Raw genomic sequence first — 19,137 nt, 5'->3', positions numbered from 1 at the left:
CTTTCCGCCCGGCAATCGCTGCGGGTTCAACTCGCACGCGTAACGGCGAGCACCGCGTCGACGAGCTCGGGACGACAGACCACCAGATCAGGCAGCTTCGGGTCCGGCTGGTTGTAGGCCAACGCGGAGCCGTCGATGCGGGAAGTGTGCAGGCCCGCCGCGCGGGCCACCGCGACCGGGGCGGCCGAGTCCCATTCGAATTGGCCTCCGGCGTGCACGTACACGTCGGACCGGCCCTGGACGATCGACGCCACCTTGGCTCCGGCGGAACCCATCTCTACCAGGGTGCCCCCCAGCGCGTCGCGGACCTCCAGCGCGATGGCGGGCGGGCGGGTTCTGGATACGACGACGCGCGGCTTGCCGGGCGGGTCCGGCGGCGAGTCAACCCGCGGCGTCGCCAGGGTGATCCCCTGAGCCGGCAGCGCCACGGCCCCGGCAACGAGCTCACCCGCACTCCACAGGGCCACGTGCACAGCCCAGTCCTGCCGCTCCAGTTCGGAGAACTCCCGCGTGCCGTCGAGCGGGTCGACGATCCACACCCGCTCGGAGCGCAATCGCACCGGATCGTCGGCGCCCTCCTCCGACAGCACCGCATCGGCGGGCCGCTGACCGGCCAGCGCCTCCATCAAGAAGTCGTGGGATTGCTTGTCGCCTGCGGCTTTTCGCTCGCCAGCGGTGGCTCCGGCGAATTCCTCCCGGACCCGCAGCAGCAGCCGACCTGCCTCGGCGGCCAGCTGGGCGGCCAGTGTGTGGTCATCCATACACGGTCCCTCAATAACTCGGATAAGTTGGTAGTCTTGACCGGATTTATAGGGTTATGGGTAACCGTATATTCGACTGTGGCGAACGTCAACATGCGAACGGGGGCCACCGCCATGACCTACCCCCAGGATCCGTTCGGGCACAACATGTTTGGTAACGACAGGTTGGGTAACAACGGGTTTGGTGACGACGGGTTTGGTGACGACCCGATCCTTGAATATCCGGCCAGCGATCACGTCGTCGATTATCCGGCCGACGATTCGTTCGGCGCGCCTCCCCCGCCGCGGCATCTGCCGCCGGTGAACACGCTGGCGACGCTGTCGCTGCTGTTCGCGTTGTTGTTCGCGCCCGCGGGGGCCGTCCTGGGACATCTGGGCCTGGCGCAGATCCGCCGTAGCGGCCAACGGGGCCGCGGCCGCGCGGTGGCCGGAATGGCGCTCTCGTATGTAGTAATCACCGTCGCGGCGGTGGGGCTCATCATGTGGACCACGGTGGACGTCACCGGCGCCGGCAGGACCGCAACGCCTCCCGCAGCCGGCACCGCCGCACCGCCCACGGTGTCGGCCGGCGATTTGGCCAAGCTGTTGCCCGGCATCGACGAGGTCAGGCGCATCACGGGCGATCGAAGCCTGACGACCGGCGAAACCCGGGACCACCTCGTCAGATACGACAAGGAAGGCACCATCGACCGTGCGGAGTGCTGGGGAAGCGTCGTGCCGGGCAGCCCGGACGCCTACAACGTCGAAGCGCTGTTCGGTTTCTATGCCTCGTCGTTTTCCGACCCGTCCGAGCCCGACAACGCGATCCAAGTCATCCAGGGAGTCGCGGCGTTGCGCGACGCGGCGGCAGCCCAACAGCAACTGTCGAACCTGCTGGCGGGATGGCAGCAATGTGGAGGCACGGACCTGAAGGTGACGTTTCCTTCCGGGCAGGCGTTGACGTTTACGGTGGGCGTTCCCACCGATGCCGGCGACGGAATCACCACCTTGGGGCGCAAAACCCAGGGGATACAGTCGCGGCGCTCGGTCCGGGCGATGGGTACCAGATCCAACGTCATCTTTGACTTGGACGTGACCTACGTCGGCTCGCAGGACAGCACCGATCGTCCGAAGCAAACCGCCGTCGCGATCGCCAAATACATTCTCGGCAAGATCCCCGCCTGACGTCTCCCTCGCCGACAAACTAGAGCCTTGCCCTGGCGTCCGCGCTTTGGCGACCGCTCGGAGATACTCGGAGCATGAGTGCAGCGATGATGGGCATCCTCGGCACGGTTGTTGGCGCGTCAGCCGTGGGCATGGTGGGCGCCGCAAGGTCGATCGCCCAGATGTACTACCCGGGCATGGCGGCAAACAACGAGCACAGGCACCAGCTGCTCGCCACCGTGCAACAACAACGTGCCGACACGGTGCAGCGGTGGCGGGCCGGCCTGGCCGGTGCCCGCGACAGCTACCGGCAGTGGGCGGCCGGACCGCGCGATGGCGATCCGCCGAACGCGGTGGGCGACGAGTGGTTCGAAGGCCTGCGTCCGCACCTGTCCAGCAGCGACGCAGGCGCACAATTCCGTACCGCGCAGGACGTCAACTGCGACAACGCAACCGTGGTGTTGCTGTCGCTTGAAATCGGTCGGGTCGAACACGAATGGATGGACGAGGCACAGGCCGGCCCGCGGCGAGCACGAAATCGACGCGGATAACGGCACCACACGATCACAATTTTGTCACGATCGAGATCACGATCCCCTAAGAAGTGGGCCGTATTTCTGAGAGTTCTCAGCGTTTCCTCGCCGATCTGAATGTTGGCTTAGCGAATTGTGACGCGTGTGGCGATAACGCGTCACGCGGCCGTTCGTCGAGAGCGAACGACCACGGATCGGTCCATTCGCTTCGGCTACTTTGGGTTTCGGGGGTTGAGAAGTTGCGCCCATCAATTCGGATCAAGCTGATCAATTCGAAGGACAAACTGATCATGAAAATCAGTAGTATCGTCGCGCGCCGGCACGCAGCCGGCTTCGGCGCAGCCTGCGTCCTCGGGGGTATGGCCATGGGCGTCGTCAGCGCCCCGCTGGCCGCAGCGGCACCCGACTGCAGCCCCGATGGCGTGAACGCCACGGTCACGTCGGCGGAGACCTCGGCCCAGGCGTATCTGGCCGGTCACCCGGGCGCCAACCAGGTGGTCACCGCCGCCTACGGCCAGCCGCGCGCGGAAGCGGCGGCCAGCCTGCGCAGTTATTTCACCGCGCACCCGCAGGAGTACTACGACCTGCGCGGCATTTTGGCGCCGATCGGTGACACCGAACGTCAATGCAATGTGTCGGCGCTGCCGGCAAATCTGGAATCGGCCTACCACGAGTTCATGGCCGGCTGATCCAGTCAGCAACGGCCCGCCACAACGGTGTGGCGGGCCGTTTTGCGTCTACAGCGAATTCATTCTTCTCAGTGCGCGGTGTGAACCGCCCGCGGCGCGGGTAATTTCCAGTCAGCCATACGGGACGGGAGATCTAAATGCGGCTACGTCGTAGCGTGTTGAGCGGGCCCGGCATCGCCCGCAAGCGCCGGGGTAAGGGGTTTGCGTATTACGGGCCGACGGGTGACCTGCTGGACGATCCGGATACTTTGCAGCGGATCAAGGACCTGGTGATTCCCCCGGCATGGAAGAAGGTATGGATCGCGCCGTACCCCAACGGCCACATCCAGGCCGTGGGCACCGACGCGGCCGGCCGTCGCCAGTATCTGTACCACCAGGCCTGGCAGCAGGAGCGGGCCGAGGAGAAGTTCGACCGCGTCCTGGAAATGTCCAAGCGCTTACCCGCGTGGCGTGGCCAAGTTGTGACGGATCTGACCCGGCGGGGTCTGACCCGTGACCGGGTGCTGGCATTGGCGCTGCACCTGCTTGACCAGGGCTACTTCCGGGCCGGCGGTGAGCAGTACGCCGAGGAGAACGAGTCCTACGGGATCGCCACCCTGCTGTGTGAGCACGTGACCGTGCACCGCGACGCCGTCGAATTCGACTACCCCGCCAAGAGCGGTGTGCGCCGCACCCTGGAGATCGAGGACCCCGAGGTGGTACGCGCCGTGCGCGCGCTGATGCGTCGTACCGCACGCACCGAGCGTCTCCTCGTGTGCCGCAACGCATCCGGTTGGGCAGACGTCAAGGCCGACGATCTCAACGCCCGATTCAAGGAGCTTGTCGGCGCCGAATACACCGTGAAGGATCTGCGAACCTGGCATGGGACGGTCCTGGCCGCCGTGGCATTCGCCGATGCCGACCCGCCCGTATCACAAAGGGTGACCAAGCGTGTCGAGGCGGCGGTGATGCGGCAAGTCGCCGAGTCGCTGGGCAACACGCCCGCCGTGGCACGTGGCTCCTACGTGGATCCGCGCGTGGTCATCGGTTACGAGCATGGGCTGACGATCACCAAAGCCGTGCGCCGCTCCGAGCGTGCGCGCCGAGCTGGAGCGGCGCAGGAAATTCTGGAGAAGGCTACCCGCATGCTGATTCGGCGAGTGGCCAAGGACGACAGCGCTTCTGGACCCCCGGCGTTAGCCAAGAGTGCGTGAGACTGCTCAGCCGGCGATCGACGCGTCGTAGATCGACTGGATCGACTTGTCCAGTGTGGCGTTGAACTGCTCGTCGGACTGCTCCGCCGATAGACCCTCGGTGAGCGCGCGGCTGAAGCTGGCGATCACCCCGGTGTTCTCAGCCAGCAACTCGTCGGCCTCTTCGCGCGAGTAGCCGCCCGAGAGGGCAACCACCCGCATCACCTTCGGGTGCTCGACGAAGGGACTGTAGTGGTTGGCCTGGCTGGGCAGCGTCAGCTTCAGCATCACCCGTTGCCCCTCGGGCACCGTCTCGAGCTGTTTGGTGATTTCGTCGCGGAGGATGTCCTCGGCCTGCGCCTTGTTGGGAATCGAGATGGTGACCTCGGGTTCGATGATGGGCACCAGGCCGTGCGCAAGGACCTGATGGGCCAACTCGAACTGCTGGGCGACCACCGCGGCGATGCCGTCGGCGTTGGCCCCGCCGATGACCGAGCGCTCCTTGGTACCGAAGACCCCCTTGCCGACGGCCCGGTCCAGCAACTCATCGAGGCCCGGGATCGGCTTCATCAGCTGCACATCGTTGGACGCCTCGGCCAGGCCCTTGTCGATCTTGAGGATGGGCACCACACCCTTGGTCTCCCAGAGGTAGGTGGTCGACGGCAGCCCCGCGATTTCGCGGTCCATGGTCTGCTCGAACAGGATCGCCGCCAGCACCCGGTCGCCGTTGAACACCGGGGAGGTGATGATCCGCGATCGCATCTGGTGGATGAGATCGAACATCTCCTCCTCCGAGGAGTATGCACTGTCCTCGATTCCATACAGGCGCAAGGCTTTTGGTGTCGATCCGCCGCTCTGGTCCAGGGCCGCGATGAATCCCTTGCCCGAGGTCATTCGGTCCGCTTGCTTCTCGTTCGGCATGAAACTCTCCCCATCTTTCGCGGTCGCCGCATCAGGCCCGACGAGTGTCGATCATATTCGGCCGTTGTTCAGGCCGAACGTGTGCCCGCGCAACCGCGCGTATGAGTACGACTACTGGTCATCGGTCGAGTGTTTGGTCCATTTGCGCCGCGGGATGTCCAGATTGGTGGATGATGCGTGGAAACGTACGGGGCAGGGAGCGGCACAGGGTGCGGACGAAGCGGTGGCAGCGATCAGCCGACCACTACGAATGGTTCAGTGGTTACCTCCAAGCGCACGGCATGATCACGGCGACGCGGGCGCTGATGGGATTCGTCACCGGTGCGATGGTCCTCTGTCTGCTCGCACTGCTGGGATCCCCGTCCGACGGTCCCGTGCACCCCGTCGCGGTCACCATGACCTGGATCGCGGTCGGCGGTGGGGTGCTCGGAACGGCGCTGTGGGCATGGCGCTGGCCGAACCGGGCACAGTCGACGGCATACGGCGTGGTGACCATCGCCGCGATCGCGTTGGCCTGCGCCGCGTACCCCAATCCGTTGGCCGCCCTGTTGGGCTGCATTGCCTTTGCCACTTCGGGGGCTTACGTAGCCTTCTTCCTCCCGGCGCCGTTGGTGCTGATCAACTTCGTCGTAGCTACCGCGGTGGCCATCTTCCAAGCCGTACGGCTTGCGCACGCCGGACACCTCAGCCTGGCGGGCGTGGATCTGTGGTTGGTCCTGCAGATCAACATCTCGATGCCGCTGGCGATCCAGATTCTGGTCCGCGCGTTGGGTGACGATCTTGTCAATGCCGACCTTGACCCCCTCACCGGCTTGCTCAATAGGCGCGCGTTTCACCACAAGACTCTCGGTCTGCTGTTGAGTCGGCGTCCCGACACCTATCTGTTGGTGGCGTTGGTCGACCTCGACCGCTTCAAGATGCTCAACGACAAATACGGCCACCCCGCGGGTGATCAGGCGTTGATTGAGGTCGCCAACGCGCTGCGGGCGGCCACCGCGCACAGCGCGGTGATCGCGCGCAGCGGTGGCGAGGAATTCTTGATCGCCGACACGGTCCAGTCACCGCACCATCCGCCCGCGCTCGCCCGGCAGATCTGCGACTCGATCGCCATGCTGCCCGCGCGGATTACCGCCAGCGTCGGAACCGTATGCGCGGCAATGGACGGCCGCGCCGAGCACACCTACCGGGCCCTGCTCGATCATCTGATCGGCGCCGCCGACGCGGCCATGTACCACGCGAAACGCAACGGCGGCAACCAATCCCACCACCAGGGCCTCTGCGACCACGACCAGCGCGGCTGAGTTGCCACGGATCGCCGGACGTGGGGTCGGGATCCCTCAGAGGATGTACAGCATCTCCTGATAGGTGGGCAGCGGCCACAGGTCGTCGGCGACAACGCTTTCCAGCACGTCTACCGCGGCACGCACCGCCTCCATCGCCGGCAGCAGCGCCTGCTGGGCGTGGATCGCCTCCTCGAGCGCCGACGTCGCCGAGTGATCGGACAGCGCCGCCTTCAGCGTCGACAGCGCCGCGGTCAGATCGGTGAGCGGCGCCGAAACCGCTTCCAGCACTGACAGACTGGGCTCCACACCCGCCGCCCTTAAGGTGGCGACGTTCTGCGCGAGCTCAGTCTGGTAGCGCACCGCGGCCGGCAGGATGACCGTGGTGCCTATCTCCAGCGTCAGCTTCGCCTCGACCGCGATGGTCAGCGCGTACTGCTCCACGCGGACCTCGTAACGACTGTGCAGTTCGCGTTCGGTGAACACCCCATACTTCTCGAAGACCTCGACCGCGTCCGGCTTGATCAGCTCCGGGATGGCATCCAGCGTCGTCTTGAGGTTGGGCAGGCCCCGTTCGGCCGCCTCGATCTGCCAATTTTCCGAATACCCGTCGCCGTTGAACACCACCGCGCCGTGTTCGGTGATGACCTCGGTAAGCAGTTTCTGCACCGCCACGTCGAAGTCCTCGCCGTCGTCCACCGCGCTCTCCAGGATCGTGGCCATGTAGTCGAAGGAGTCGGCCATGATCGTGTTCAAGACGATCATCGGCACCGCAACCGTCTGCCCGGAGCCGGGCGCACGGAACTCGAATCGGTTGCCGGTGAACGCGAACGGGCTGGTGCGGTTGCGGTCACCAGGGTCGGTGGGCAACGGGGGCAGTGTGTCGACACCGATGATCATGGTGCCCTTACCTTTTGACGACGTGGCCGCGCCCTTGGCGATCTGCTCGAAGACGTCGGCGAGCTGCTCGCCGAGGAAGATCGAGATGATCGCCGGGGGTGCCTCGTTGGCGCCCAACCGGTGGTCATTGGTGGCCGAGGCGACCGAAACCCGAAGCAGCCCACTGAACTTGTGCACGGCGCGGATCACTGCGGCACAGAACACCAGGAACTGTGCGTTCTCGTGCGGGGTGTCACCCGGGACCAGCAGCGAGCCCAGCTCGGCGTTGCCCACGGAGAAGTTCACGTGCTTGCCCGAGCCGTTGACACCGGCGAAGGGCTTCTCGTGGAACAGGCATTCCATGCCGTGCTTCTTGGCCAGCGTCTTGAACACCGTCATCAGCAGCTGCTGGTGGTCGGAGGCGAGGTTGGCCCGCTCGAACATGGGCGCAACCTCGAATTGGCCCGGGGCCACCTCGTTGTGCCTGGTCTTGGCCGGAATACCGAGCTTGAACAGCTCCCGCTCGGTGTCCATCATGAAGCCCAGGACACGCTCGGGCACCGCGCCGAAGTAGTGGTCGTCGAACTCCTGCCCCTTGGGCGGCTTGGCGCCGAATACCGTGCGGCCGGCGTTGACCAGGTCGGGCCGCGCCAGGAAGAAGTGCCGGTCGACCAGGAAGTACTCCTGCTCCGGACCGCAGAACGAGACAACCTTCTCGGGGTCCTTGTGACCGAACAACTTCAGGATGCGCTCGGCGTGCACGCCCATCGCCTGCTGGCTACGCAGCAGCGGCGTCTTGTAGTCCAGCGCCTCGCCAGTCATCGAGACGAAAACCGTTGGGATACAAAGGGTGTTGCCGTTCGGGTTCTCCAGAATGTAGGCCGGGCTGGTGACATCCCAGCCGGTGTAGCCGCGCGCCTCGAAGGTGCTCCGCAGGCCGCCGGACGGGAAGCTGGAGGCATCGGGCTCGCCCTGGATGAGTGTCTTGCCGGCGAACTCGGCGAGCGTCTGCCCGTCGGAGATGGGTTCCAAAAAGCTGTCGTGCTTCTCCGCGGTCAAGCCCGTCATCGGGTAGAACACGTGCGCGTAGTGGGTGGCGCCCTTCTCCAGCGCCCAGTCCTTCATGGCCGCCGCGACCGCGTCGGCGACGGCGGTGTCAAGCTTGGCGCCCTTCTCGATGGTCGCCACGACGGACTTATAGACCGCCTTGGGCAGTCGGGCCTGCATCTCGGCCTTGGTGAAGACGTTGGAGCCGAAGATCTCGCCGGGGGCTTCACCCGCTACGAAACTGATGGCTGGGGGTACATATGCCTCGACGTTGTTGATCGCCTGCAGGCGGGCCGCGTTTCCGCTCAATTGAGTTCCTATCACTGTGTAAGTCCAAGATGGACCGACTCACCCTAGGAACGTTCGATGGCAAACTTGTTACGCGCGCGTCAAAAGAAGCGCTGCAACGGTTGCGAACGTGGGTCAGCATCCCGCGTTCGGCAAACGCGGCGGCCGTCGCGGACGCGGCGTCGTGCAGCTCGCGCGCGGTCAGGCTCCGGCCGTACTCGTCGGCCAGCGGGGCCGTACCGAATCACGCTGCGCCGCTTCGGTGATCAGCGTCCAGAACGTCCCGCTCATGTATTCGGTACTGGACGGAATCCGGAGTGCGCGATCGCGCTCGACACCGCGGTGCCTATCGGTCCTCGTTGGTCGACGAGCGTGGCCGAGCCGGTGGCGACGCCGTCGTCGCTGTGGTGAGTCAGTGAGGCCAACCCGATCTGGGGATCCTCGGGCAGCCTGCTCAGCGTGAGGGTGTAGTCGACGTTGATGAACTGCAACCCCCGGGTGCCCCAGTTGGCGATCGAGGCCGTGATATCGGCCGCCATCGCCGCGCGGGTGAAGGCGGTGAACGGTTCGCCGTCGATCAACGGGCGTGTTTCGTGCAACCAGGTGAATTTCCGCCCGGAAGCGTGTGGCCAGTCGGGGTCGGGATTCTGGACCCCCGAACCCCAGCCATAGGTCCGGATGAAAAGCGAGGGGTGGGTGCCGTCGGTCGGCAGCGGCGGCATCTGCAGCGATGGCGACCACGCGTGTCCGTCGGGCTGTGGGCCGCGTCGCAGGAACAGCGCGCTAGCCTGCGCGACGGGACTGCCATGCTGCACGAGCACGGCCTCGACGAGGCGCAATCGGCGTCGGTCGTGCCGGATCCGGGTGTGCACCTCGACGGGTTCGAGGGTGGTCGGCCGCGGAAGGTCGACCGTCAGCCGCGCCGGTTGCAGTTGCGGGTCGCCCACCGCGCGTTCGACCGCCCAGCCCAACAGACCGCCAACGACGTGGCCGGACACCGACGGGCCCCAGCCTCCGCGCGCGCTAACGGTTGGCACATAACGGTTTTCGTCGTCACGCAGCAGGTACGGCAGCGATGCCGACGATTCATCGGGCACGGCGCTGGGCTGGGTCACTCCGCAGCCGCCCATTCAACGCCGGCGATCATCCTGACGCAGGCCACAAGTTCGGTAGCAATCACCACGCCGTCAACGATCCCACGCCGTCCTCGGGGATCCTCGCGCCACCTGCGCGGCGTTCTCGCCGGGCTACGACTAGTCCCGTCCGTCTGCGGTCGCGGCCTCGACGGTCGCGATATCGGACAGACCGCTGATCGTGAGGACCCGGATCAGCAACGGGTGAACGATGACATGCAGATGGTCGACCTCGTCGGCCTTGTCGAAAAGCGCGTTGATGCCCGCGCTGTCGACGTACTTGACCGCGCTGAGGTCGACGGTGATCGGTCCGCGGGTGCCCCCGCTGGCGTCAGCAAGCGCCCGGGTGAACACACCGATGTTGCTGAGATCGATCTCCCCGGCGGCGATGACCCGCGGCGTTCCGTCGGCGCCGCGATCGGTGGTCAGGTTGAGCGGTGTGGTCATGGCGTGATCCTCGCGTGCATCTGAACGGTGGTGCCGATCTCGCTGGAGTAAATGCTGCACTCGTCCATCAGGACGCGCATCAGCGAGATACCCCGCCCGCGACTGGTGCCGACGACCTTGCGCGGCACCTGCCAGGCGCCGGTGTCGGCGACGGTCACCTGCAGGCGGTCGACGATTGCGGTGGCACGCAAGGAGATAGTGCCCTCGGGTCGCTCGCGGTGGCCGTGTTCGATCGCGTTGGCAACGGCCTCGCCGGCGGCGGTGAGCACGTCTTGAATCTGATCGCGCTCGACCCCCGCACGGGTCAGCCAACCGCGCAACGCGGCACGGCTCCCGGCGAGGTGGTTGGCGTCGGCAACGAATTCCAACGCCAACGGTGCGGGCTGGCGGTAGAGGAGCATGGCCACGTCGTCCAGGTAGCCGCCGCCGGGCTCCAGCTGCGACATGAGATGGTCTGCCACCTCGTCCAGCGCCTGCGAACGACCGTCCTGAACGAGGTCGGCGGCGCGGGTTATGCCATCGTCGATCGAACTGCCGCGGCGTTCAACCAGACCGTCGGTGTAGAGCAACAACGTCGCGCGCGCCGGCATAAAGATGCTGGCCTCGGGTCGGTCCCGTACCGTCCGCAGACCCAGGGGAAGTCCGTGCCCACCTTCTAGCATCACGGTGGCACCGTCGGCGAACACGATGATGGGCGGCGGATGGCCTGCGCTGGAGTAGACCAGTTCGCCGGTCTCGAGGGTGAGCACCGCGCAGAACGCGGTGCTGCAGCGCGCGCCGGGCAGGCGCGCGGCAAAGCGGTCCAGCGCCGCGAGTGCGCCGCTGGGGCTGGACCGCTCGAGCAGCAGGGCGCGGCATGCGCTGCGCAGCTGACCCATCACGGTGGCGGCGGACAGGCCGTGACCGACGCAATCGCCGACGGTAAGCGCCACCCGCCCGTCGCCCAGATCGACGACGTCATACCAATCGCCGCCGACCTGCAACGGGTGACTCGCCGGGTGGTAGCGCACCACGAAGCCCCCGGGCAGGGTCGCCGGGCCAAGCATCGCATGCTGCAGCGCCACAGCGGTTTCGCGTTGCTCATCCAACTGGTAGATGCGGTGCAGGCCTTGCCCGAGGCGCCCAGCCAGCACCGTGAGCAGGGTGTCGTCCTCCCGGGTGAATGGACGTTGTTCGGGCAACTCGATCCAGACGACCAGCACACCGCGCGGATGCCGCAACGCTATTCCGGCGACGCCGGCTTCCGCGGTGCTGACGCTCAGCAGATCGGCGTCGCGCAGCGCATCGATCGCGTGCCGGCGACGCGGCGACAGGTCGGTCCATTCGGTCGGCTCGCCGGCACACACCACGTCCGGCGCGCGTTCGCGCGGCGAGTCGCTAACGAACGTCACCGCCAGAACGTGGCGGGCCTGCCACACCCGGCGCAACACCTCGGCGGCGCCGTGCAATGCGTCGTTCAGCGTATCTGCTTGAGCCAGTTGCTGATTGAGCTCGGCCAATGCCGTCTGGCCCTGAACAGCGTAATGCTCGGCGGTGACGTTGCGGAAGGTGCCGACCATGATCCGGCGGCCCGATTCGGGGTCCTCAGCATGGTTGAAGTTGACCGTGATCCACAGCAGGTGCCCCTCTCGGTGGGTTACCGGAACGGTGAATGTGCCGTGCGTTTCGCTCAGCATGCGCGCGAAGGCCGTCTCGACTTGCCGCCGGGATTCGGGCTCGGTGTCGGCGTCCGGCCACCACGGGTGGATGGGCTCGTACGGCAGTTGTTCGGGGCCGTAGCCGAGGATATCGGTGAATGCGGTGTTGATCTCGATGACGGCACCGTGTTCGTCGCAGACGAAGAACGCTTCCTGCAGCGAGTCCACCAGGGCCGTGCGCCAGCGAGCGTGATAGTTGCGCAGCCGGGCCAGCTCGATGTTGGCGCGCACCCTTGCCAGCAGCTCCGCGGCGACGAAGGGTTTGACGAGGTAGTCGTCGGCGCCTGCCAGCAAGCCTTCGATGGAGTCCTCCTGTCCGGCGCGCGCGGACAGCAACAGCACGGGTAGCGCCGCGGTCCGCGGGTCGCCCCGCAGCGCGGCGAGCAGTTGCAGACCGTCCAGCCTGGGCATCATGACGTCACTGATGACCAGGTCGGGCACTTGGGAGCGGATGGCTTCCAGCGCCAGCTGGCCGTTGCTGGCGCCAGTAACCGCATAGCCTGAAGTCCGCAGCAGGTTGGTGAGGTATTCGCGCATATCGGCGTTGTCGTCGGCGATTAACACGCGTGCCCGCTCACCGTCGCTCCCGGCCGGCGGGGCGGTCGTCGTTGGCGTGGTCGGCCCGGGCGACGCGGAGATGTTGTCGGTGGGCAGCCAGCGCAAGGCCTCCTGCACATACGGTTCGGCGATCGCGCCGGGTACCGCCCCGGCGCCCGGCGATGGGGCCAATTCATCGGTCGGCAGATGCCCGGCCCCGAAGGGCAGGCGGATGGTGAAAGTCGAGCCGGCGCCCTCCCGGCTATCGACGGTGATCGTGCCCCCATGCAGCCCGACCAGTTCTTTGACCAACGCCAGCCCGATTCCGCTGCCCTCAGTAGACCGTGCGCGCGCGTTTTCGATGCGGTGGAAACGCTCGAAGAGCTTGGGCAACTCCGAGGCCGGCACACCGATACCGGTGTCGGTCACGGTGACTACCGCCTCGGTGTCCTGGCGGCCCACCTGGACGGCGATGGAGCCGTCGACGGTGAACTTCAACGCATTGGAGAGCAGGTTGAGCACGACCTTCTCCCACATCTCGCGGTCCACGTACACCGGTTCGTCGAGGGGTGGGCAGTCCACGACCAACGCCAGCCCTGCCTGATCGATCGCCGAACGGAAGACGCTGGCCAGTTCGGCGGTGACGGAGGCCAGGTCGACGGGCTCGAAGCGGGCCCGCATGCGGCCTGCCTCGATGCGCGAGAAGTCGAGCAGCGTGTTGACCAGCTTGGCCAGCCGCAAGCCGTTGCGGTGGATGAGCTCCAGTTCATGGCGCGCGTGCTCGTCGATCCCGCTCGTCTGGCCGCGCAAGTCGTCGAGCGGTCCGAGGATCAAGGTGAGCGGCGTCCGGAACTCGTGGCTGATGTTGGAGAAGAACGTGGTCTTTCCCCGGTCAAGTTCGGCCAGCTCCTCGGCACGCTGCTGCTGGGCGCGGTAGCTGCGCGCGCTGGCTACGCCTGCGGCGATATGCCCGGCCAGGAGTTCGACGAAGCCTCGGTAGCCGTCGTCGAACGGGCGGTACCGGTTCAGCGCCGCGACCAGGAATCCGACTGGCGCGCCACCGCGCTGCAACAGCGGGACCACGAGCGCCCCGGTGGGCGGCTCGGGCCAGGCGCCCACGGGGAGGTCGAAGGAACCGCCATCGAGTTCGACGAGTTCGGCTTTTCCTTGCGCGGGTTTGTCGACCGGCCATATCGAGGTGCCGGCGCTCGGAAGTGTCTCCGGAGCCGCAGGGTGCCCGTAGGCGATTCCACTGAGGCCGGCCAGCTGCGCGTCTCCGTTGTCACCGAAGAGGTAGGTCAGCGTGAAGGGAAGGTCGTAGGGATTGCCACCGAGCTGTTCGGCGGCGAAGTCCAGCATCTGCTGCTCGGTGCGCACGACGCTGGGATCGGAGCCCAGGTCTCGCAGCGTGGCCATGCGACGCTCCGCGATCACCCGATCGGTGTCCTCGCTGACCACGCAGAGCATGCCGACCACCTGCGCGGCCTCGTCGCGCAGTGGGCTGTAGGAGAAGGTGTGATAGGTCTCCTCGGGGTAGCCAGAGCGCTCGAGGATGAGCAGCAAGGCCTCGTCCCAGGTTGCCTCCCCTGTCGACAGGACGTGGTCGAGCCGCGGGCCAATGTCGGTCCATATCTCCGCCCACACCTCGCGCGCCGGACGGCCCAGTGCCCAGGGATATTTGCGGCCCAGCGTGTCGCGGCGGTAGGCGGCGTTGCAGAAGAAGGTCAGCTCCGGGCCCCACCCCAGCCACATCGAAAACTGCGAGGACAGCAGGATATTTATGGCCGTCCGAAGACTTTGTGGCCAGCCGGCGACCGGGCCCAGCGGAGTGGACGACCAGTCGACCGCGGTTAGATCGCGTCCGATCTCCTGGTCTGCACGGAAGACCACTGGCATCCCTCTCTGATCAGTCCCAGGAACGGCTGCTTGGTGGTCACCATCGTTGCTTCAAGAGGTTTCGCGGCAAACGCCGGGCACTGGCTGCTCAATGCGTTTCTGCAGCCTATACCGGGCCTCGATAGGGCAGAAGACTCAACCGAGCCCGCCCTGCGGCCGCCGTGCTGCCAACGGAGTGGACTCGGCGGTGATCTGTTACGCCCTGGGGGCCTGGGCGTAGACGCGTTCGCCGGTGATCAAGTCGGCGTCGTCGAAGCCGAACACGGCCCACAGGCGCACCTCGAACGGATTGCCCGTCGTCGGGGTGCCGCGCAGCCAGAACTCGATCTGGACCTGGCCGTCGTCAAGATGAGTGAGCTCGATGAGTTCGTTGCGCTGGTCGGGGACCAGTGTGCGGCCGTCGATCCAGTACTGCATCACGTCCTGGGCGCCGTCGATCACGCTGCCGTCGGGAAGTTCGTAGCGGGGGTGGCTGAACGTCGCCATCGTCCGGTCCCACTGCTGGACGTTCTCGCTCTGCATGTGCTCGATGACACGAGCTTCCCGTCTGGCGCGGCTGAAATCCACTACGCCGCAGCCGCGTTGGGAGTCGCGAGGACATTTACCTCGGAGTGGATGTTGCCGCAGGCGCCACATTGCACCTCATACTCAAGCTTGTTGTCACCGTGGTCCAGGAACCGATACTCCGCCCACGCCATGCATCGCGGGCACCGCGCATGTCCGTGCTCAATTGTCATCAGTTCCCCCGTTCCTCTACTCGCCACGATGGCGGACAAATACCCGCTTCGTCCCTGGTCAAACCATGCGTCGGCCAACGGCTCGCGCCAGGCGGCACCGGTCACAAGTCAAGGCTTGTCCGACAAGATCCATCCACCTACTCGCTGCGCGCTGGGTCCTTGGGATACACCCGCACGATAAATGGGTCTTCGAACGCGTAGCAATCGATGGGTGAATCCTGCTCATCGCAGCTCACTTCGAGGTTGTTCGGGTTGCCTCCCCAGCCGAGTTTCAGGTCGATCCGAAACTTGCCGAGCAACCGCCCGTTCTGTTCGACGTCGTAAACGGCCGAGGCGGTGGAGGGTTGGCTGCGGGGTGTCGCCACATAGAAATGGGAGACTTGCCCGCCGTCCATGTCTCTTTCGTTGTCGGGCGGCGCCTTGATGTCCATGTCGAAGGGGGGCGCCCCGTTGACCAGGTCGGCCAACCGCACCCCGAACTCGGGGGTGACGTACTTCAATACCTCGACAGTCAGCGCGCCGGCGGGGTCGGCCGGCGCGGGCGTGGCGATGGCGATGGCGATCGGCCCAACGGTGACCGCGGCGCTCACTATTGCTGACTTCAAATTGCCGCCACCTTGCTTCGTCTACCCAAGGCTGGTCGTGCTGCGCGGATTAACCTGGCGGGTTCACACTGCGCCCGGGGCTCCGGCTCGATTCCCGGCCTTCGTTCGCCATCGCAGCGGCACGCTGCTAGGCATGATCGCGCCGCCCTGCGGCACGCTAGAGTGCTGCCCATGGCAGGAAGCTGGGGCCCTGTCCTAACCGGACTCATTCCGCTCGGCTTGGTCATCGCACTCTCACCGATCACGGTCATCCCAGCGGTGCTGGTCTTGCAGGCGGCGCGGCCGCGGCCGAGCGGCCTTGCTTTCCTCGCTGGCTGGTTACTGGGCCTGGCCGGTCTGACGGCGCTCTGTGTCGGGGCTTCCGGACTGCTCGGCGGTCTGCACAAGTCGCCGCCAACCTGGGCTTCGTGGTTACGCGTGGCCCTGGGGGTGGCGCTCATCCTGTTCGGCATCTTTCGGTGGCTGACCCGGCATGGCCAGACCGAGTCGCCGGGCTGGATGCGCTCGTTCGCGACGATCACCCCGGCGCGCGCGGCGATAACAGCAGCCGCGCTGGTGGTGATGCGGCCCGACGTACTTCTCATTTGCGTTCCGGCCGGATTGGCAATCGGCGCCAGCGGCCTGGGCGTCGCCGGTGACTGGATATCCGCGGCGTTCTTCGTCGCCATCGCCGCGTCAACAGTCGCCATCCCGATAGTGGCCTATGCGGTTGCCGGTCACCGTCTCGACGATGCCATGGTCCGACTCAAAGACTGGATGGAGAAAAACAACGCCGCGTTGATGGCGGCAATCCTGGTCGTCATCGGTTTAATGGTGCTTTACAACGGAATTCACGCTTTGTAACAACCTGTGCCGATCGCCTTCGCGCACACCATCCAACGTATCGAACGGACCGCGCGGCGCTGGGTTGTCGCCGCGGCGAGTGCCATAGCCGCGCAGCTTGGTGCACGTGGCACCCGGTCGATCGGCGTCCGTCGAATCTGCTTTATATGCCGCTCCGCCGGGCGGCATGAACGGCGCCTCCACCGTCAGCAAGGCGAGGCTGATGGGGTCGCCACTTCGGCGTCGCTGAGCGTTTGGGCAAAAACATATCTTAAGCAGTCTGCACAGCGTATTATCAACGGCCGCAATTGATTAGGAAGGTGATGGTGATCGCGATGTCGACAACTTCTGGCGCCGGCGAGGCGCGTGTCGGAGCGAAGGCGCGAGCCGATCGATCGAGAGGTGATACCGATCAGCCGGACCCCGTTATGCGCCAAACGCTACCCATCCCGGATCACAAGCATGTCGGTTTGACGACCTACGACGCGAAGGATCCGAACACGAAGTATCCGCCGATCACGATGCTTCGTCCGCCACAGGGTGCCCCGAACGTCTTGATCGTGCTGATCGACGACGTCGGCTTCGGCGCCTCGTCAGCCTTCGGCGGCCCATGCGACACGCCTATTGCCGAACGGCTGGCCGCGGGCGGGCTGAAGCTCAACCGCTTCCACACCACCGCCCTGTGCTCGCCCACCCGCCAGGCCTTGTTGACTGGCCGCAACCACCACTCGGTCGGCATGGGTGGAATCACCGAGATCGCTACCTCAGCGCCGGGAAACAGCAGTATCCGGCCCAAGGACAAGGCACCGATCGCCGAAACCCTGCGGCTAAACGGCTATTCGACGGCCCAATTCGGCAAATGCCACGAGGTGCCGGTCTGGGAAGTCTCGCCGGTGGGGCCGTTCGATCAGTGGCCCACCGGTTCTGGGTTCGAGTACTTCTATGGCTTCATCGGCGGCGAGGCCAACCAGTATTACCCCGGCCTATACGAGGGCACCACCGCAGTGGAGCCCCCGAAGACACCCGAGCAGGGCTATACGCTCACCGCGGACTTGGCCGACCGCGCTATCACCTGGGTGCGGCAGCAGAAGGCGCTCACCCCGGATAAGCCGTTCTTCATGTACTTTGCCCCCGGCGCCACCCACGCACCGCACCACGTGCCGGGCGTGTGGTCCAACAAGTACAAGGGCAAGTTCGATGCGGGTTGGGATGTGCTGCGGGAGCAGATCTTCACCAAGCAAAAGCAGCTCGGGGTCATCCCTGAGCACGCCGAACTGACCGCGCGCCACGACGAGATTCCCGCCTGGGACGACATGCCGGACGAGCTCAAGCCGGTGCTGGCCCGCCAGATGGAGATTTACGCCGGCTTCCTCGAGCAGACCGACCACGAAATCGGGCGTGTCATCGACGCGATCCAAGACCTGGCAGTGCTTGACGACACGCTGATCTACTACATCATCGGTGACAACGGCGCCTCGGCCGAGGGCACGCTCATCGGCTGCTTCAACGAGATGTGCTCACTTAACGGCATGCCCGGCATCGAGACCACCGAGTTTCTGCTGAGCAAGATCGACGACTTCGGCACCCCGCGGGCGTATAACCACTACGCGGTCGGGTGGGCGCATGCGCTATGTACCCCGTATCAGTGGACTAAGCAGGTCGCCTCGCATTGGGGCGGCACCCGCAACGGCGCCATCGTGCACTGGCCCAGCGGCATTGCCGATAAAGGCAAGTCCCGCAACCAGTTTCACCATGTCATCGATGTTGCCCCGACGTTGTTGGAGGCGGCCAGACTGCCCGCCCCCGACTCCGTCAACGGTATACAGCAGGCACCGTTCGAAGGGATCAGCATGCTGGCGACGTTGTGTGACGTCGATGCGCCCGAAACCCACGATGTGCAGTACTTCGAGATCATGGGCAACCGGGGCATCTACCAGCAGGGTTGGACCGCGGTCACCAAACATCGCACTCCGTGGAAATGGGACACGCCGCCACCCTTTGACCAGGACGTCTGGGAGCTGTACGGCCCGGAGGACTGGACCCAGGCTCACGACCTTGCCGCCGAGATGCCCGAGAAACTCGCCGAGTTGCAGCGCCTCTGGCTGATTGAGGCCGTCAAATACAACGTCGTGCCGCTGGATGATCGCTCCGTTGAACGACTGAATCCCGATTTAGCCGGTCGCCCGCAGCTAATCCGCGGCAACAGCCAGCTCCTGTTCGCGGGCATGCGCGTCGGCGAGAATTGCGTGCTCACCCTGAAAAACAAGTCGCACGCGGTGACCGCGAACCTGGTGATTCCGGAATCTGGAGCCCACGGTGTCATCATCACCCAAGGCGGCAGCGCCGGAGGCTGGACTCTATACACCCACCATGGCCGGCTGAAGTATTGCTACAACTTCTTCGGTATCCACCACTACATGGTCACCGCCGACCAGCCCATCCCCGCCGGTGAGCACCAGGTGCGCATGGAATTCGCCTACGATGGCGGCGGATTGGCCAAAGGCGGCGACGTCACCCTGTATTACGACGGCGCATCCGTGGGTGCAGGGC

Annotated in this window: 16 protein-coding genes; 7 read left to right on the top strand and 9 right to left on the bottom strand. The window is 65.6% G+C overall.

Annotated features, from left to right (window positions below; all coding sequences use genetic code 11):
* Nucleotides 1–26: 26 nt before the first annotated feature.
* Nucleotides 27–761, bottom strand: coding sequence for a 3'(2'),5'-bisphosphate nucleotidase CysQ (locus JO236_RS11845; RefSeq protein WP_293329826.1), 735 nt, complete (start codon nucleotides 759–761; stop codon nucleotides 27–29).
* 36 nt (nucleotides 762–797) lie between these two features.
* On the opposite strand from JO236_RS11845, the gene JO236_RS11840 reads away from it, so the two are divergent.
* From JO236_RS11840 to JO236_RS11825, 4 genes are all read left to right on the top strand, one after another.
* A complete protein-coding gene (locus JO236_RS11840) occupies nucleotides 798–1,925 on the top strand; it encodes a sensor domain-containing protein (protein ID WP_293329823.1) in 1,128 nt (375 codons plus the stop codon).
* 74 nt (nucleotides 1,926–1,999) lie between these two features.
* Nucleotides 2,000–2,455 (top strand): hypothetical protein, encoded by a 456-nt coding sequence (locus JO236_RS11835; RefSeq protein WP_293329820.1) that lies wholly within the window; start codon nucleotides 2,000–2,002, stop codon nucleotides 2,453–2,455.
* Nucleotides 2,456–2,727: 272 nt separating this feature from the next.
* Nucleotides 2,728–3,126, top strand: a complete 399-nt coding sequence (locus JO236_RS11830) for a heme-binding protein (protein ID WP_293329817.1) — start codon at nucleotides 2,728–2,730, stop codon at nucleotides 3,124–3,126.
* A gap of 137 nt (nucleotides 3,127–3,263) precedes the next feature.
* Entirely contained in the window at nucleotides 3,264–4,319 is a 1,056-nt protein-coding gene (locus tag JO236_RS11825) for a DNA topoisomerase IB (protein WP_293329814.1), read from the top strand.
* A 6-nt stretch (nucleotides 4,320–4,325) separates the two neighbouring features.
* On the opposite strand, the gene JO236_RS11820 is transcribed toward JO236_RS11825, so the two are convergent.
* Nucleotides 4,326–5,219, bottom strand: a complete 894-nt coding sequence (locus JO236_RS11820; protein ID WP_293329811.1) for a fructose bisphosphate aldolase — start codon at nucleotides 5,217–5,219, stop codon at nucleotides 4,326–4,328.
* 209 nt (nucleotides 5,220–5,428) lie between these two features.
* Between JO236_RS11820 and JO236_RS11815 the strand changes: the two genes are divergently transcribed.
* Complete coding sequence (locus JO236_RS11815; protein ID WP_293329808.1) at nucleotides 5,429–6,520, top strand: GGDEF domain-containing protein; 1,092 nt, start codon at nucleotides 5,429–5,431, stop codon at nucleotides 6,518–6,520.
* Between the two features lie 36 nt (nucleotides 6,521–6,556).
* On the opposite strand, the gene JO236_RS11810 is transcribed toward JO236_RS11815, so the two are convergent.
* The 7 genes from JO236_RS11810 to JO236_RS11780 form a co-directional block, all read right to left on the bottom strand.
* Nucleotides 6,557–8,734 carry a glutamine synthetase III gene (locus tag JO236_RS11810; RefSeq protein WP_293329805.1) on the bottom strand — a complete coding sequence of 726 codons (2,178 nt, stop codon included), beginning with the start codon at nucleotides 8,732–8,734 and terminating at the stop codon, nucleotides 6,557–6,559.
* A 266-nt stretch (nucleotides 8,735–9,000) separates the two neighbouring features.
* Nucleotides 9,001–9,843, bottom strand: coding sequence for an acyl-CoA thioesterase domain-containing protein (locus JO236_RS11805; protein ID WP_416362225.1), 843 nt, complete (start codon nucleotides 9,841–9,843; stop codon nucleotides 9,001–9,003).
* 123 nt (nucleotides 9,844–9,966) lie between these two features.
* Nucleotides 9,967–10,293, bottom strand: a complete 327-nt coding sequence (locus JO236_RS11800) for an STAS domain-containing protein (RefSeq protein ID WP_293329799.1) — start codon at nucleotides 10,291–10,293, stop codon at nucleotides 9,967–9,969.
* Nucleotides 10,290–14,423: a SpoIIE family protein phosphatase gene (locus JO236_RS11795; RefSeq protein ID WP_293329796.1), complete on the bottom strand. Its 4,134-nt coding sequence runs from the start codon at nucleotides 14,421–14,423 to the stop codon at nucleotides 10,290–10,292. The genes JO236_RS11800 and JO236_RS11795 overlap by 4 nt, the downstream gene beginning before the upstream one ends.
* A 195-nt stretch (nucleotides 14,424–14,618) precedes the next feature.
* Entirely contained in the window at nucleotides 14,619–14,945 is a 327-nt protein-coding gene (locus tag JO236_RS11790; protein ID WP_293329793.1) for a hypothetical protein, read from the bottom strand.
* Between the two features lie 44 nt (nucleotides 14,946–14,989).
* Entirely contained in the window at nucleotides 14,990–15,160 is a 171-nt protein-coding gene (locus JO236_RS11785) for a hypothetical protein (protein WP_293329790.1), read from the bottom strand.
* 137 nt (nucleotides 15,161–15,297) lie between these two features.
* The gene (locus JO236_RS11780) at nucleotides 15,298–15,765 is read right to left on the bottom strand and encodes a hypothetical protein (protein WP_293329787.1); all 468 of its coding nucleotides are present in this window, start codon (nucleotides 15,763–15,765) and stop codon (nucleotides 15,298–15,300) included.
* A gap of 171 nt (nucleotides 15,766–15,936) precedes the next feature.
* Here JO236_RS11780 and JO236_RS11775 point away from each other — a divergent pair, with 171 nt between their 5' ends.
* Together JO236_RS11775 and JO236_RS11770 are read left to right on the top strand one after the other, a co-directional pair.
* Nucleotides 15,937–16,608, top strand: coding sequence for a GAP family protein (locus JO236_RS11775; RefSeq protein ID WP_293329784.1), 672 nt, complete (start codon nucleotides 15,937–15,939; stop codon nucleotides 16,606–16,608).
* A gap of 407 nt (nucleotides 16,609–17,015) precedes the next feature.
* Nucleotides 17,016–19,137 (top strand): arylsulfatase (locus JO236_RS11770; RefSeq protein ID WP_293329781.1); only part of this gene is annotated, 2,122 nt, incomplete at its 3' end.

The organism is Mycobacterium sp. (assembly GCF_019247635.1).
Taxonomy (GTDB): Bacteria; Actinomycetota; Actinomycetes; order Mycobacteriales; family Mycobacteriaceae; genus Mycobacterium.
This window is presented reverse-complemented; position numbering and strand designations above follow the sequence as displayed.